General features: G+C 71.3%; 16 protein-coding genes. 11 read left to right on the top strand and 5 right to left on the bottom strand.

Translation table 11 applies throughout. From position 1 onward, the window contains the following. Nucleotides 1-246: 246 nt before the first annotated feature. Nucleotides 247-921 (top strand): phosphodiesterase, encoded by a 675-nt coding sequence (locus tag AC5Y7V_RS10580; protein ID WP_499880176.1) that lies wholly within the window; start codon nt 247-249, stop codon nt 919-921. Here AC5Y7V_RS10580 and AC5Y7V_RS10575 read toward each other — a convergent pair. The 4 genes from AC5Y7V_RS10575 to AC5Y7V_RS10560 all read right to left on the bottom strand — a co-directional run bounded on the left by AC5Y7V_RS10575 (nt 918) and on the right by AC5Y7V_RS10560 (nt 5,999). Beyond that, on the bottom strand, nt 918-2,261 hold the full coding sequence (locus AC5Y7V_RS10575; protein ID WP_499879979.1) for a TIGR01777 family oxidoreductase: 1,344 nt from the start codon (nt 2,259-2,261) through the stop codon (nt 918-920). The two genes, AC5Y7V_RS10580 and AC5Y7V_RS10575, sit on opposite strands and share 4 nt — an antisense overlap. Nucleotides 2,262-2,270: 9 nt before the next feature. Continuing rightward, nucleotides 2,271-3,515 carry a glycosyltransferase family 4 protein gene (locus tag AC5Y7V_RS10570; RefSeq protein ID WP_499879978.1) on the bottom strand — a complete coding sequence of 415 codons (1,245 nt, stop codon included), beginning with the start codon at nt 3,513-3,515 and terminating at the stop codon, nt 2,271-2,273. Between the two features lie 94 nt (nt 3,516-3,609). Next, on the bottom strand, nt 3,610-5,160 hold the full coding sequence (locus AC5Y7V_RS10565) for a 1,4-alpha-glucan branching protein domain-containing protein (protein WP_499880175.1): 1,551 nt from the start codon (nt 5,158-5,160) through the stop codon (nt 3,610-3,612). Between the two features lie 20 nt (nt 5,161-5,180). Beyond that, the gene (locus AC5Y7V_RS10560) at nt 5,181-5,999 is read right to left on the bottom strand and encodes a class I SAM-dependent methyltransferase (RefSeq protein ID WP_499879977.1); all 819 of its coding nucleotides are present in this window, start codon (nt 5,997-5,999) and stop codon (nt 5,181-5,183) included. 226 nt (nt 6,000-6,225) lie between these two features. On the opposite strand from AC5Y7V_RS10560, the gene AC5Y7V_RS10555 reads away from it, so the two are divergent. The 7 genes from AC5Y7V_RS10555 to AC5Y7V_RS10525 all read left to right on the top strand — a co-directional run bounded on the left by AC5Y7V_RS10555 (nt 6,226) and on the right by AC5Y7V_RS10525 (nt 12,576). Next, complete coding sequence (locus tag AC5Y7V_RS10555; protein WP_499879976.1) at nt 6,226-7,026, top strand: electron transfer flavoprotein subunit beta/FixA family protein; 801 nt, start codon at nt 6,226-6,228, stop codon at nt 7,024-7,026. 36 nt (nt 7,027-7,062) lie between these two features. Beyond that, nucleotides 7,063-8,019: an electron transfer flavoprotein subunit alpha/FixB family protein gene (locus AC5Y7V_RS10550; RefSeq protein WP_499879975.1), complete on the top strand. Its 957-nt coding sequence runs from the start codon at nt 7,063-7,065 to the stop codon at nt 8,017-8,019. A 244-nt stretch (nt 8,020-8,263) separates the two neighbouring features. Continuing rightward, nucleotides 8,264-9,112 (top strand): GNAT family N-acetyltransferase, encoded by an 849-nt coding sequence (locus AC5Y7V_RS10545; RefSeq protein WP_499879974.1) that lies wholly within the window; start codon nt 8,264-8,266, stop codon nt 9,110-9,112. Beyond that, nucleotides 9,109-9,930, top strand: a complete 822-nt coding sequence (locus AC5Y7V_RS10540; RefSeq protein WP_499879973.1) for a lysophospholipid acyltransferase family protein — start codon at nt 9,109-9,111, stop codon at nt 9,928-9,930. Before AC5Y7V_RS10545 ends, AC5Y7V_RS10540 begins: the two co-directional genes overlap by 4 nt. A gap of 33 nt (nt 9,931-9,963) precedes the next feature. Then, on the top strand, nt 9,964-11,139 hold the full coding sequence (locus AC5Y7V_RS10535) for a cysteine desulfurase family protein (protein WP_499879972.1): 1,176 nt from the start codon (nt 9,964-9,966) through the stop codon (nt 11,137-11,139). Then, a complete protein-coding gene (mnmA, locus tag AC5Y7V_RS10530; RefSeq protein ID WP_499879971.1) occupies nt 11,140-12,216 on the top strand; it encodes a tRNA 2-thiouridine(34) synthase MnmA in 1,077 nt (358 codons plus the stop codon). Nucleotides 12,217-12,291: 75 nt separating this feature from the next. After that, the gene (locus AC5Y7V_RS10525) at nt 12,292-12,576 is read left to right on the top strand and encodes a DUF4190 domain-containing protein (RefSeq protein ID WP_499879970.1); all 285 of its coding nucleotides are present in this window, start codon (nt 12,292-12,294) and stop codon (nt 12,574-12,576) included. 1 nt (nt 12,577) lies between these two features. Here AC5Y7V_RS10525 and AC5Y7V_RS10520 read toward each other — a convergent pair whose 3' ends face one another. Continuing rightward, nucleotides 12,578-13,210: a sensor domain-containing protein gene (locus AC5Y7V_RS10520; protein WP_499880174.1), complete on the bottom strand. Its 633-nt coding sequence runs from the start codon at nt 13,208-13,210 to the stop codon at nt 12,578-12,580. A gap of 106 nt (nt 13,211-13,316) precedes the next feature. Here AC5Y7V_RS10520 and AC5Y7V_RS10515 point away from each other — a divergent pair, with 106 nt between their 5' ends. From AC5Y7V_RS10515 to AC5Y7V_RS10505, 3 genes are all read left to right on the top strand, one after another. Next, complete coding sequence (locus tag AC5Y7V_RS10515; RefSeq protein WP_499879969.1) at nt 13,317-14,345, top strand: uroporphyrinogen decarboxylase/cobalamine-independent methonine synthase family protein; 1,029 nt, start codon at nt 13,317-13,319, stop codon at nt 14,343-14,345. 64 nt (nt 14,346-14,409) lie between these two features. Beyond that, nucleotides 14,410-14,895: an SRPBCC family protein gene (locus tag AC5Y7V_RS10510; protein ID WP_499879968.1), complete on the top strand. Its 486-nt coding sequence runs from the start codon at nt 14,410-14,412 to the stop codon at nt 14,893-14,895. Further along, the gene (locus tag AC5Y7V_RS10505; protein WP_499879967.1) at nt 14,892-15,209 is read left to right on the top strand and encodes an ArsR/SmtB family transcription factor; all 318 of its coding nucleotides are present in this window, start codon (nt 14,892-14,894) and stop codon (nt 15,207-15,209) included. The genes AC5Y7V_RS10510 and AC5Y7V_RS10505 overlap by 4 nt, the downstream gene beginning before the upstream one ends. Nucleotides 15,210-15,290: the final 81 nt, after the last annotated feature.

Raw genomic sequence — 15,290 nt, 5'->3', positions numbered from 1 at the left:
TGGCGGGTTGGTGGCTGTCAGCTGAATCCGTGGAGCGGTGAACAGTCATGTGCTGCGCCAATCGGCTGTGGTGAAGGGGCGACCGGGTGCTACGCACGGCGCTCCAATAAAGAAGCTGTGAACTCAACCCGCCTTACATGCTAGCGCCCACGCCGCGCCGAGGTGGCCGAATGGGACCACCAATTTCGGCGGCGACCCGCGGGGCCGGCCGTGTTTCTGCCGGCGCAGAACGGGAACCCGCCGGCGGTGAACGTTTCCGACCTCCTGGCCAAGCCCTTTCAATGGGGATCCGCTTTGCGCGGCCGCAGATTTTTCCATCCGGTCGGCGTCCTCGCGGAAGGCTCGCTGGAACGCGTTGCGCCGGCGGCCGAGGGGCTGCCGATCGCGTCGTCCGACGTTGTCGCCCGAATCTCCAAGGCCGCCGGCACGCCCGGGGCGCTGCCCGACTTCATCGGCCTGGCGATCCGCGTCGCACCCCGCCAGGTGGCAGCGAGACCGTGGGACATTTTGCTCGTCTCGGCGGGTTCGGGTGTGTTGGCGCGGGCCGTGGCGCTGCGACCGACCACGTCGTGGACCGGTCAGACGCTCACCAGCCTCATGCCGTTCTCCTACCAGGGCAGCGTCTGGTGGCTCAGGGCACGAAGCATGAGCGATATCAACGGTTTTGGGCTATCGCTGGGCGGCGTCGGGCAGGCGATCGGCGCGGGCGGCGTCGACTTTGCGATCGACCAGGCCTGCGGCAGGGCCGATTTCGCCCCGCTGGCGCGGCTGAGGTTGACCGGCGTCCGCGACCCCGAACCGGACGTGGCGTTCGATCCGGTCGCCAACACCGCGCCGGGGGTCAGCCTCTACCCGGAATGGCTTGCCGATCTACGGGCCCGCGCCTACCGGCGCAGCCGCGAGGGCAGGGACGGGGGCTAACGCCCGAGCAGGTGACGCAGGGCCGCGTCGAGGCCGGGCTGGCGAAACCGGTGCCCGGCCGCGGTGAGTTTCTCAGGAATCACGCGTTGGCTGGCGCACGCGAGTTCGCGGGCGCCCTGATCGCCCAGCAGCAGCCGGGGACCGAGCGGCGGCACCGGCAAGACCGCTGGCCGGCGCAGCACCCGGGCGAGGGTGCGGGTGTACTCGGAGTTTCGAACCGGTTGCGGCGCAACGGCATTTACCGCGCCCGACAGGTCGGTGTCCCACAGCGCGCGGTGATAGACGTCGACCAGGTCATCGATGGCGATCCACGACAGCCATTGCCGGCCGTCGCCGAGGCGCCCGCCCAGCCCCGCGCCGAACAGCGGTCGCATCAACCGCAGGGTGCCGCCACGAGGCGATTGCACGATGCCGGTGCGCACCCGGATCACCCGCACACTCCCCGCCGCCGCGGGCGCCGTCGCGTCCTCCCACTCGGCGACGACGTCGGCGAGGAAGCCGTCGCCGCGATCGCTCTCCTCGGTGAGGGATTCGTCGCCGCGGTCGTAGCCGTAATACCCGATCGCCGAAGCCGAGATGAGTGCGGCGGGTCCGGTTCGGGCCGCCAGTTCGGCCAGGCGGCGGGTCGGGCCGATCCGGCTGTCGCGGATCGCATTCCGGTGGGCATCGGTGAACCGGCCGGCGATCGATGCGCCGGCCAGATGGATCACCGCGTCGACCCCGGCGAGCAGCTCCGGGTCGGGGTCATCGGGATTCCACCGACGCTCGTCGTCGCCGGTGGCGGCCCGGCGAACCAGGGAGATGACGCGGTGCCCGCCGGTTCGCAGGAATGCCGTCATCGCCGAGCCGACCAGCCCCGACGATCCGGTGACGGCGACGGTCTTCGGCGTCAGGCCGTTTGCGGCGGCCAGTCGGTGTGCGGCCAGGTCGTCGGCCAGCTGACGGTGTCGGTAGGCGAACATGGGGCGCAACAACGACCCGGGCACCGGCGTATCCACCCGGTCGATCACCCGGGTCCGGCCGCCGCCGAGGTCCTCGAATTCGTGGGTGTGCCGCCACCGCACCGCAATTCGCGCCGGCAGCGACGCCAGCCCCGCACCGCCGATGGCGTCGACGAATCGCCGCGGCGGATCGTAGGAATCGGCTTGGTGCTCGGCCACCCATCGCAGCCCGCCGGGCAGCGCCAGCGTGGCGCGGCCGTCCTCGAGCGAGGTGGCCTCGCTGACCAGCCGCATCGGTTGCCATGGCGGCGACAGCCGGTGAAAGGCGCCCGGCCTGGCGTGCCAGGCGAAGACCTCGTCGCGCGGTGCATCGACCACGCTCGAATATTCCAGCCCCATCTTTCGACGTTAGCGGTCGGGCAGCGCGTGCTCCACGATGGGCAGCCGCGGCTGCGGCTGCCGCTCGCCGCGCTTGGCCGCCAGATAGACCTGGGCGGTCTGGATGGCCACGGTCCGCCAATCGAAGTCGGAGGTGAGCCGCTCGCGGGCCGCGCGGGCACGCCGCTGCGCGGCGTCCGGATCGTCGAGCACGGTGCGGACCGCGGCGGCCAGCGCCGGCACGTCGCGGGGCGGGAACGACACCCCGGTCTGCCCGTTGATCACGGCCTCGCCCAGGCCGCCGATGTTCGAAGTCACCAGCGGGGTGCCGGCCGCGGCGGCCTCCAGGGCCACCAGCCCGAACGGCTCGTAGTGGCTGGGCAGCACCGCGGCGTCGGCGCGGTGCAGCAGTGCCAGCAACTCGGCGTGCTCGAGGTGCCCGACGAACCGAATCGCCTTGAGCACCCGGTGTTTACGGGCCTGCTCGATCAGCCAGTCCTGCTGGGTGCCCTCCCCAGCGATGGTCAGGCTGGTGCCCGGGTGGGCGCGCCGGATCCGCGGCAGCGCGGCGATGGCGTCGTGCACGCCCTTCTCGTACTCGAGGCGCCCGAGGTAGAGCAGGTCGGCCGGGCCGGTGCGCGGCCTGCGGGGCGCGAACGGCCAGCGGGCCGCGTCAATGCCGTTGGGGATCACCGTGATCCCGGCCAGGCCCGGGCCGAAAAGCTCGGTTATCTCGTCGGCCATCGACGCCGAACACGTGATCAGCGAATCGGATTCGCGCACCAGCCACGACTCGACCGCGTGCACCTGACGGCTGATGGGCCCGCTCACCCATCCGGAATGCCGGCCGGCTTCGGTGGCGTGGATCGTGGAAACGACTGGCGCGTCGTAGAACTGGGCAAGCGCGATGGCCGGGTGGGCGACCAGCCAGTCGTGCGCGTGCACCACGTCGGGGCGCCACGACCGGTCGCTGCCGTGCTTCTTCAGCGGCAGCCCGGCGCGGATCATCGAGTGACCCATCGCCAGGGTCCAGGCCATCATGTCGTCGCTGAACGTGAATTCGTGCGGATCGTGTGCGGCCGCGATCACCCGGACGCCCTCGCTGATCTCGTCGCACGACGGGTGCGTGCTGGGATCGGTGCCCGAGGGGCGGCGCGACAGGACGACGACGTCGTGGCCGGCGGCGGCCAGCGCGGTCGAGAGGTGATGGACGTGGCGGCCCAGCCCGCCGATGACCACCGGCGGGTATTCCCACGACACCATCAGGATCTTCACGCGCCTGCGTACCTCCGCCGTGAGAGTGCGCAAAATGTCGGCTGCAACGGCGTGTCGGTGTACAGACACGCACGCTCGCGACGGGAAGCGGCGTTCACCGGGGCAGCCTACGCGCATCCAGGGCACCGAACAGGCCGTCGGCGCGGTTCCAGCCGTCGGCCAGCCGCTGCGCGGCGTCGCGCCGGCCGGACGCCAGCGCCCCGGCGATCTCGCGGGTGGCGTGTGCGTGCAGATGGGCGCGGTAGCGGGCGTAATCGGCGGCCGAGTCCTTGCTCACCATGAACGGCCAGTCGCTGGACACGGTGAGCAGTGTCTCGCGCAGGATCTGGTCCGCGACGTGGTCGCGGGGGAGCGGGCCGTCCTGCGCCAGCGCCTTGTCGACCGTGCTCAGCGCCGTGTCGACCACCTCGGTGTTGAGCTGGACCAGGTCGGCCACCTGCTCGCCCGCCCATACCTGCCAGTCCTTGCCGGAGCCCCACGAGCTGGGCGGCAGCGCGACCGGGTCGCCGACGAATCCGCCGTCGATCGCGTCGCGCAGCGTGCCGACGCGCACGCCGGCTTCGGGCAGGGCGCGCAGCACCCGCTGCAGCCACGTCGGGCCCTCGTACCACCAGTGGCCGAACAGCTCGGTGTCGAACGCGGCCACGACGTGGGCGGGGCGCCCGATGCGCTCCGATTCGCTCGTCAACCGGCCGCGCACCACGTCGACGAAGTCGGCGACGTGGGCGTCGACCGCGCGGTCGGCGCGCTCGGGATCGTAGGGCGCCTTGCCCTCCGAGGACACGTTGCGCCCGGTCACGCGGGCCGGCTTGAGGCCGGTCAGGTGGTCGTAGGTGTGGAAGTCGCGGTAGGCGGCGTGGCCGGGGTAGCCGGATTTCGGCGACCACACCCGGTAGCTGACCTGCAGGTCGCGCCCGAACGCGACCACGTCGGTGTCGCCGACGGGCCGGCCCAGGGCGGTGTCGCCGTGCAGCGACGGGCCGTCGACCATGAAGTGCGTGACGCCGGCGCCGGCGTAGTCGTGTTCCATGCCGGGGGCATAGGCACATTCGGGCGCCCAGATCCCGGTCGGGCGGTGGGCCAGCCGCTGCTGCGCGTCGGCCAGGCCCTCGCGCAGCGCGAACTCGCGCAGCCGCGGGTTGAGCAGCGGCTGGAAGGGGTGGGCCAGCGGGCCGCCGAGCAACTCCACCGTTCCCGCGTCGATCAGGGCGCGCAGCAGCGGGCTGCCGCCGTGCCGCCAGAGGGTGGCGTAGTCCTCAAGGGCCCTGTGCGCCTCGGCCTCCTCACGAATTCCGAAGGCCCGCAACGCTTCCGGCGTGCAGGACTGGTACTCCGCCGACTTCGAACCGCGCGCCGAGCGCACGCTGGCCGCTGCCGAGGTTGCTTCAGTCGCCCGCAGCCGCCAGTTGGCCAGCCAGTGCTGCATGCCGTCGAGGCAGTACGGGTCGTCGAGCTGGGCGTTGACCACCGGGGTGACGCCCAGCGTGACGAGGCGGTGCCGATCCTCGTCGGCCAGGGTGCGCAGCGCCCGCAGCAGCGGCAGGTATGAAGCCGCCCAGGACTGATACAGCCATTCCTCGCCGACCGGCCAGCGGCCGTGGTGGGCCAGCCACGGCAGGTGAGTGTGCAGCACCAGGGTGAACATGCCGGGAACGTGCGGGGTGCTCACGGCCGCACCGCGATCGCGATCAGGTCCAGGCTTTCATCTATGTCACGGTCGCCTACGTCGTCCAGGTCGAAGTCGTCGCACGTGACCGCGGCGACGTCGGCGGCCAGTTCGGGGGACCACGGCGCATCCGCGACCGCCCGCGCGATCTGCGCGTCGATGATCGACCCACCGTGGCGGGCATCCATCTCGCGCAGGCGCGGGCCGTGAAACAGCCCGGAGACGGCCACGTCGGAAAAGCCCGCGTCGACCAGCAGCTCGGTCAGCTCGTCGGCGTTGAGCTCGCGGGTGTGGAACGGGTTGACCGGGGTGTCCCGCCCGGGTGAGAAGGTGATCCGGTTCGGGGTGGACACCATCAGCAGCCCCGAGGGCCGCAGCACCCGGGCGCACTCGGCGACGAATTGTGGCTGATCCCACAGGTGCTCGATGACTTGGAAGTTCACCACAACGTCCATCGACGCGTCGGGCAGCGGCAGCTGCGCGAGGTTGGCCTGCATGACCTCGACCCGGGGGTAGCGGTTGCGGACGTGGGCCACCGCGGCCGCGTCGTAGTCCACCGCGACGACGCGGCGCGCTACGCCCGCGATCAAGTCGGCGCCGTAACCCTCGCCGCAGCCGGCCTCGAGCACCTCGCGGCCCGCGCAGCGCGGCGCAAGCCGCTGGTAAACGACCTGATGGCGGCGAAACCAGTAGTTCTCGATGTCCAGGTCCGGGATGGTGCGCTCGCCCGTCAGCGTCAACACCGCGTCGGCCCCCGGCGGGGCCGACGGCTGCGGGCCGGGCACGTCCGAGGGGACCTCGGGCAGGAATGCGCTCATTGAATAGGCAGGCTAACGCGAAGTGTCCGATTCGCGAACCGCGAACGGGGCACCCCTGCGGGGAGGGGCAGACAGGGCGAAAGAACCTGCACTACGACCCGCTATGGTGTGAGGGCAGACGGCACAAAGTTACCCGCTAGTAACACGGGAGTGCAGTCTTAAAGTGCGTGACCGAGGTCCGCAGTCGACCGCTGCGCGACCCCTTCGAGGAGGACGAACCAGACTCATGACGAACATCGTGGTCCTGATCAAGCAGGTCCCAGACACCTGGTCGGAGCGCAAGCTGAAAGACGGTGACTGGACGCTCGACCGCGAGGCTGCCGACGCGGTCCTCGACGAGATCAACGAGCGCGCCGTGGAAGAGGCGCTGCAGATCCGCGAGAAGGAGGCCGCCGACGGCGTCGACGGTTCGGTGACCGTGCTGACCGCCGGCCCCGAGCGGGCCACCGAGGCGATCCGCAAGGCCCTGTCGATGGGCGCCGACAAGGCCGTCCACCTCAAGGACGACGGCATGCACGGCTCGGACGTGATCCAGACCGCGTGGGCCCTGGCGCGCGCGCTGGGCACCATCGAGGGCACCGAGCTGGTCATCGCCGGCAACGAGGCCACCGACGGCGTCGGCGGTGCGGTGCCGGCCATCATCGCCGAATACCTGGGCCTGCCGCAGCTGACCCACCTGCGCAAGCTGTCCCTCGACGGCGGCAAGGTCACCGGCGAGCGCGAGACCGACGACGGCGTGTTCACGCTCGAAGCCACCCTGCCCGCGGTGGTCAGCGTCACCGAGAAGATCAACGAACCGCGCTTCCCGTCGTTCAAGGGCATCATGGCCGCCAAGAAGAAAGAGGTCACGGTGCTGACCCTGGCCGAGATCGGGGTCGAGGCCGACGAGGTCGGGCTGGCCAACGCCGGCTCCACCGTGCTGTCGTCGACGCCGAAGCCGCCCAAGACCGCGGGCGAGAAGGTCACCGACGAAGGCGAGGGCGGAAACCAGATCTCGCAGTACCTGGTCGCCCAGAAGATCATCTAGCCCTGATCCCAGACGAAGAGAAGAGCGAAATAACCCATGGCTGAAGTACTGGTGTTGGTCGAGCACGCCGAAGGCGCGCTGAAGAAGGTCACCTCCGAACTGATCACCGCCGCCCGGGCGCTGGGCGAGCCGTCCGCCGTCGTCGTCGGCGCCCCCGGCACGGCCGCGCCGCTGGTCGACGGGCTGAACGAGGCCGGCGCCGCCAAGGTCTACGTCGCCGAGTCCGACGACGCGGAGTCCTACCTGATCACCCCGGTCGTCGACGTCCTGGCATCGGTGGTCGAGTCCGCCTCGCCGGCCGCCGTGCTGCTGGCCGCCAGCGCCGACGGCAAGGAGATCGCGGGCCGGCTCGCGGCGCGGATCGGCTCGGGCCTGCTGGTCGACGTGGTCGAGGTCAAAGAGGGCAACAAGGGCATCCACTCCATCTTCGGTGGCGCGTTCACCGTCGAGGCGCAGGCCAACGGCGACACCCCGGTGATCACGGTCCGCGCCGGTGCCGTCGACGCCGAGCCGGCCGCCGGCGCCGGTGAGCAGGTCAACGTCGAGGTCCCGGCCGCCGCCGAGAACGCCACCAAGGTCACCGCCCGCGAGCCCGCGGTCGCCGGTGACCGCCCGGAGCTGACCGAGGCCACCATCGTGGTCTCCGGTGGCCGCGGCGTGGGCAGCGCGGAGAACTTCAGCGTGGTCGAGGCGCTGGCCGACTCGCTGGGTGCCGCCGTCGGTGCGTCGCGCGCCGCGGTCGACTCCGGCTACTACCCGGGCCAGTTCCAGGTGGGCCAGACCGGCAAGACGGTGTCGCCGCAGCTCTACATCGCGCTGGGCATCTCCGGGGCGATCCAGCACCGGGCGGGCATGCAGACCTCGAAGACCATCGTCGCGGTCAACAAGGACGAAGAGGCACCCATCTTCGAGATCGCCGACTACGGCGTGGTCGGCGACCTGTTCAAGGTCGCCCCGCAGCTGACCGACGCGATCAAGGCCCGCAAGGGCTGATTTTCGCGCGGGTCCGGCCTCCACCGGCCCGAGTACCGAAGCGCGGCAAGCGTTCTCGCAAAGCCTGCCGTCGCTTCGGTTGCGGTTCCCCGAAATTCGCCGCCGTCCTCAGCACCGGCGGTCCGGCGTCCGTTAACCGCGCGGTCAATTAGCGCGAATTTTCGCGATATTTCGTCATCTGGCGTGCACCGACACGTCACAGCGTCGATGCCGATTAGCTCATCGGTTGCGCCACGTTGTTCCCATGAGCATTGCTTCTGTCCTGATCGCCAGCGACAAGCCGGAGGGCGCGGCGACGGGCTCGGCCGGGCCGCACTATTCGTTGTTGCTCTCCACCGACCCCAGCTTGATCGAGGCGGCGCAGCGGCTGCGGTACGACGTATTCACCAGCACACCCGGGTTCGCCCTGCCGACCGCCGGCACGCAGCGCCTCGACGTCGACCGGTTCGACGAATTCTGCGACCACCTACTGGTCCGCGACGACGACACCGGCGAGCTGGTGGGTTGCTACCGGATGCTGGCGCCGGCCGGCGCGATCGCGGCCGGGGGGCTTTATACCGCAACGGAATTCGACGTTCGCGCCTTCGATGCGCTGCGGCCGTCATTGGTCGAGATGGGGCGCGCGGTGGTCCGCGACGGTCACCGCAACGGGGGCGTCGTCCTGCTGATGTGGGCGGGCATCCTGGCCTACCTCGACCGCTACGACTACGACTATGTGACCGGCTGCGTGTCGGTGCCCATCGGCGACGAATCCGACGGGGACACGCCGGGCAGCCAGCTGCGCGGCGTGCGCGACTTCATCCTCAACCGCCACGCCGCCCCGCCGCAGTACCGGGTGCGCCCCCACCGCCCCGTCCGGGTGGCCGGGCGGTCCCTCGACGACATCCCCGCGCCGGCGCGGCCCACGGTCCCGCCGCTGATGCGCGGCTACCTGCGGCTGGGCGCCCAGGTCTGCGGCGAGCCGGCGCACGACCCGGACTTCGGTGTGGGCGACTTCTGCGTGCTGCTGGACAAACGGCGCGCCGATACCCGATATCTCAAGAGGCTGCGGTCCGTCTCGGCCGCTTCGGAAATGGTGGGCGGCGCACAGTGAACGCCCCCGGCGCCCACGCCTGGCTGCCACGCGCGACGTGCGACAACAGCTGCGTGCGGGTCGGTCCCGCCTCGACACGGTGGCGGGTGGTGCTGCGGGTGACGCTTCGCGTCCTGCTGGCGCTGCTGTTGGTGCCGGCGGTGCCGCTGGCGCTGGTGCCGCTGCCCGGGCAGGTGCGCGTGCAACGGTTCTACTGCCGGGTGGTGCTGCGCTGCTTCGGCGTGCGGATCAGCGTGTCGGGCAGCCCGATCCGGAACCTGCGTGGCGTCCTGGTGGTCAGTCCCCACATGTCGTGGCTGGACGTGTTCGCCATCGGTTCGGTGTTGCCCGGGTCGTTCGTGGCCCGCGCCGACATGTTCGGCGCCCTCTCGGTGCGCCTGCTCAAGATCATTCCCATCGAGCGGGCCAACCTGCGGCGGCTGCCCTGGGTTGTCGAGACCGTCGCGCACCGGCTACGTGCGGGTCAGACCGTGGTGGCGTTCCCGGAGGGCACCACCTGGTGCGGGCTGGCCTGCGGGTCCTTCTATCCGGCGATGTTCCAGGCCGCGGTCGACGCCGGCCGCCCGGTACAGCCACTGAGGTTGACCTACCACAACGCCGACGGCGGCGTTTCGACCGCACCGGCCTTCGTCGGCGACGACACCCTGTGGCGGTCGATGTGCAGGTTGCTGGCCGTGCGCCGCACCGTGGCGCACGTTCACGTGGAATCCCTGCAGCTGCCGGGCACCGACCGGCGGGCGCTGGCCCGCCGTTGCGAGTCCGCGGTGGGCGTGGGGGTGCCGCAGCGCCGGGGCCGGCGCCACGTGCTGGTGGGTTAGCTAACCGGACCTGCAGGTATCGTGGGGCCCGTCATGGTTTACCTCGACCACGCCGCCACCACCCCGATGCACCCCGCCGCCATCGAGGCGATGACGGCCGCGCTCGGCACGGTCGGTAACGCGTCCTCGCTGCACACCAGCGGGCGTGCGGCGCGGCGGCGCATCGAGGAATCCCGTGAGCTGATCGCCGAAAAGCTGGGCGCGCGCCCGTCGGAGGTCATCTTCACCGCGGGCGGCACCGAGAGCGACAACCTCGCCGTCAAGGGCATCTATTGGGCCCGCCGCGGGGCCGAACCGTCGCGCCGGCGCATCGTCGCCAGTGAGGTCGAACACCACGCCGTGCTGGACTCGGTGAACTGGCTCGTCGAACACGAAGGCGCCGAGGTTACCTGGCTGCCCACCGCCGCCGACGGCTCGGTGTCGGCGGCGGCGCTGCGCGAGGCGCTGCAAAGCCATGACGACGTCGCGCTGGTCTCGGTGATGTGGGCCAACAACGAGGTGGGCACCGTGATGCCGGTCGCCGAACTCGCCGCTGTCGCCGCCGAATTCGGCGTCCCGCTGCACAGCGACGCCGTTCAGGCGGTGGGGCAGCTGCCGGTCGACTTCGCGGCCAGCGGGCTGTCGGCGATGAGTGTGACCGCGCACAAGTTCGGCGGTCCGCCCGCCGTGGGCGCGCTGCTGCTGCGCCGCGACGTCGCCTGCGTGCCGCTGTCCCACGGCGGCGGCCAGGAGCGCGACATCCGTTCGGGCACACCGGATGTCGCCGGCGCCGTCGGAATGGCAGCGGCGGCCCGGATCGCGGTGGACGCGCTCGAGCCCAACAGCGCGCGCCTGCGGGTGTTGCGCGATCGGCTGGTCGAGGGCGTCCTGGCCGGCATCGACGACGTCAGCCTCAACGGCGCCCGCGACCCGCGGCTGCCCGGCAACGCGCACTTCACCTTTCGCGGCTGCGAGGGCGATGCGCTGTTGATGCTGCTGGACGCCAACGGCATCGAGTGCTCGACCGGCTCGGCCTGCACCGCCGGTGTGGCGCAACCGTCGCACGTGCTGGTCGCGATGGGCGCCGACCCGGCCAGTGCCCGCGGGTCGCTGCGACTCTCGTTGGGGCACACCAGCGTTGACGCCGACGTCGATGCCGTGCTGCGGGTGCTGCCCGCCGCGGTGGATCGCGCCCGGCGGGCCGCGCTGGCGGCCGCGGGGGCGCTGTAAGTGAAGGTCCTCGCTGCGATGAGCGGCGGCGTCGATTCGTCCGTCGCCGCCGCACGCATGGTCGACGCCGGGCACGACGTCGTCGGGGTGCACCTGGCGCTGTCGTCGGCGCCGGGCACGTTGCGCACCGGCTCGCGGGGCTGCTGTTCGAAAGAGGACGCCGCCGACGCGCGCCGCGTCGCCGACGTGCTCGGAATCCCTTTCTACGTATGGGATTTCGCGGAGCGGTTCAAGGCGGACGTGATCGACGACTTCGTCGAGTCCTACGCCCGCGGCGAAACTCCGAACCCCTGCGTGCGGTGCAACCAGCGGATCAAGTTCTCGGCGCTGTCGGCGAAAGCCGTTGCGCTGGGCTTCGACACGGTGGCCACCGGCCACTACGCCCGGCTGTCCGGTGGGCGGTTGCGCCGCGCCGTCGACCGGGACAAGGACCAGTCCTACGTGCTGGCGGTGCTGACCGCCGGGCAGTTGCGGCACGCGGCGTTCCCCATCGGGGACACCGCCAAGCCCGACATCCGGGCCGAGGCGGCCCGTCGGGGCCTGGCCGTCGCTGACAAGCCGGACAGCCACGACATCTGCTTCATCCCGTCCGGCGACACCCGGGCCTTCTTGGGGGCGCGCATCGGGGTGCGCCGCGGCGCCGTCGTCACCACCGACGGCGCCGTGCTGGCCACCCACGACGGGGTGCACGGGTTCACCATCGGGCAACGCAAGGGGCTGGGCATCGCCGGCCCGGGACCGACCGGCCGTCCGCGCTACGTGACGTCGATCGACGCCGAGACGGGGACGGTCGAGGTGGGGGAGTCGGCCGACCTCGACGTGCACGGCCTGGTGGGGCGGTCCCCGGTCTTCACCGCCGGAGCCCCGCCGCAGGGTCCCGTCGAGTGCGCGGTGCAGGTGCGGGCGCACGGCGAGACGGTGGGCGCGGTGGCCGAACTGGTCGGCGACGAGCTCGTCGTTCGGCTGCGCAACCCGCTGCGCGGCGTCGCGCCCGGGCAGACGCTGGTGCTGTACCGCCCGGACCCCGACGGCGACGAGGTGCTCGGCAGCGCCACCATCGCCGCCACCTCCCGCTGAGCGCGCCAAGAATTCCTTGAGGATCCGCCAAGGGCGGTTTCCGATCCTTTCCCTGACAGCAGGAAAGGAGCCGACATGACCACCCAGCAAGCCGCGGCGCGTGAGGTGCCGACCGTTCAGACCAACGCCTGGGCCATCGCGGCCTTCGTGCTCAGCCTGATGGGCATGTACGGCAGCCCGCTGCTGAGCACCATCTTCGCCGTCGTCGCGCTGCAGCAGGTCAGGCGCCGCGGGGAGAATGGCTTCGGCCTGGCGATCGCGGCCCTGGCGGTGTCGGCGGCCATGACGGCCCTCCACGTGGCGATGTGGGTCAAGTACGGCCACCCCAACTTCGAGCTGCTGGCCACGGCGCACTGGTGATCTAGCCCGGAATGTTGGCGGCGATGTTCGTCATCACGATGTCGGACACGGACTGCGCGAAGCCGCAGAAGGTGACTTCCACCATGGCCACCTTCAGCACGCGGTAGTCGCGTCCGCACCCGCCGGGCCCCAGGTGCAGCGAGTTCGCGTTGGCGTTCCACTCGCCGACCAGTGACTGGCCCGCCGAGCCGTGTGCGCAGCCGCCCACGGCGCCCACCAGCGCACTGAACGCCCGCCGGGCGGTGTCGACGTCCTGGTAGGCGGCGGCGCCCTCGGAGATCAGGGCCCCGTCGGGCGGGTCCTGGAAGGTCGTCTTGTGAAACTCCTCGATGTCGGGGCCAAACGTCGCCGTCTCGGCGTAGAGGAACCGGCATTCGGCCGGCGTGGCCTCGGCGAGGGCGTCGATGTCCACCGGGCGGTTGCCGTCCATCGACGGGATGATCGTGAGGTGCTCACCGGCGCCGGTGATGGCCCGCATCCGGGACTGGTCCAGCAGGATGGTGTCGACGTTGACGCCCTGAACGCCCTTGGCGGCGGGCCCGAATCCCGCGAGGGGGGTGCCGCCGACGACCCGGGTGCACGCCGCCGTCAGCAACACCGCGCCAATCAACAGCAGCGGCCTTGTCCGTGCCAGTCGCGCCCTGTGCCCCACCGTTTTGCACCCTTCTCGGCATGAACCTACCCCGCCCGGAACACCCCTGGCGACCGGAGCCGATCGCGGCGTCGAATACGGTTGGCCGGTGAGTGTTTTCGCGCATCCGTTCGCGAGGGCCAGCGGCGTCGGATCGTGGCCCGGCACCGCGCCGCGCGCGGCCGCCGAGGTGGTGGTCGGCGAGTTGGCCGACGCGCTGGCCCACCTCGTCGAGCTGCCCGCCCGGGGCGTGGGCGCCGACCTGTTCGGCCGGGCCGGCGCGCTGCTGGTCGACGTGGCCATCGACACGGTGCCGCGCGGCTACCGCATCACGGCCCGGCCCGGCGCCGTGACCCGCCGCGCCGTCAGCCTCCTCGACGAGGACATGGACGCGCTGGAGGAGGCCTGGGAGACGGCGGGGCTGCGCGGCGCCGGGCGGGTGGTCAAAGTGCAGGCCCCCGGGCCGATCACGCTGGCCGCCGGGCTCGAGCTCGCCAACGGCCACCGGGCCATCACCGACCCCGGCGCCGTGCGCGACCTGGCGGCGTCGCTGGCGGAAGGCGTTGCGGCGCATCGCGCTTCGCTCGCCCGCCGCCTCGATACACCGGTGGTCGTGCAGTTCGACGAGCCGTCGCTGCCGGCGGCGTTGGGTGGGCAGCTGAGCGGGGTGACGTCGCTGAGCCCGGTCGCCGCGCTCGACGAGGCGGTCGCCCTGGGACTGCTCGACACGTGCGCCGCGACCGTCGGCGCCGACGTGCTGGTCCACAGCTGCGCTTCGGGTTTGCCGTGGGATCTCTTGGGGCGCAGCGCGATTGGTGGGGTGTCTGTAGACGCTGCCACGCTGCGCGCCGAGGACCTCGACGGCATCGCGGCCTTCGTCGAATCGGGTCGCACCGTCGCGCTGGGAGTGGTCCCCGCGACCGCGCCGCCCAAGCGGCCATCGGCCGAAGAGGTGGCGACCGCCGTCGTCGCGGTGACCGATCGGCTCGGATTCGGCCGCTCGGCGTTGCGCGAGCGCATCGGCGTGACCCCGGCGTGTGGCCTGGCGAGCGCCACGCCGGCGTGGGCGCGGACCGCGATCGAGCTCGCCCGCAAGGCCGCCGAGGCGTTCGCCGAGGACCCGGACGCCATTCAATAGGCAACCAAACGGTTGCGTTTTGTCGGGCGATGTGGTGAAGTGAAAGGCAACCAGGAGGTTGCGTATGAGTACCGATCGCATTCAGAAACAAGTCGTGTTGCGCGCTCCGCTGGACCGGGTGTGGCGGGCCATCACCGACGCCGAGCAGTTCGGCCACTGGTTCGGCGTGCGCTTCGACGGGCCGTTCGTCGCGGGACGGCCGGTCAGCGCGACCATCACGCCGACCACCGTCGACGACGAGGTCGCCAAGCGCCAGGAGCCGCACGCCGGCGCGCAAAGCACCTGGCAGATCGTCGCGATCGAGCCCAAGCGGCGGTTCGCCTACCGCTGGCAGCCGTGCGCAGGCGAGCCGGATGTCGACGATGGGCCGACCACGCTGGTCGAGTTCACGCTCGCCGAGACGCCCGACGGCGTGCTGCTCACCATCACCGAGTCCGGCTTCGACGCCATCCCCGCGGCGCGTCGCGCGTCCTCGTTCGAGGCCAACTCGGAGGGCTGGGCCATGCAGACCGACCTCGTGCGCCGGTATCTGGAGGGCACCCGGGTATGAGCGCCGTCGGCGCGCCGCTGTTCGACGCGCTGGGGGACGCGAATCGGCTCCGCATCATCGTGCGGCTCTGCGACGTCGGACCGTGCTCGACATCGCAAGTCACCCAAGCAATTCCGGTCACCCGGCAGGCGGCCAGCAAGCACCTGGCGCTGCTGGAGTCCGCGGGACTGGTCACCAGCGCGCGCCGCGGGCGCGAGCGCGTCTGGACGGTGCGGACCGAACCACTGGCCGAAGCCAGCGACTTCCTCGACCAGCTGTCGCGGCGCTGGGACGCGGCGGTGGAGCGGTTGCGGGCATTCGTGGAAGACGAGTGAGCTTGTCGCCGAGATTGCCACCATGGCTGCGCTGCGAAGACTCAGCGCAACCACCACGGCAATCTCGGCGCACGAGCCAGC

It is taken from the genome of Mycobacterium sp. NGS34, from assembly GCF_059812845.1.
Note: the sequence above shows the minus strand (reverse complement) of the source record. Positions and strands in the feature narration are given on the sequence as shown.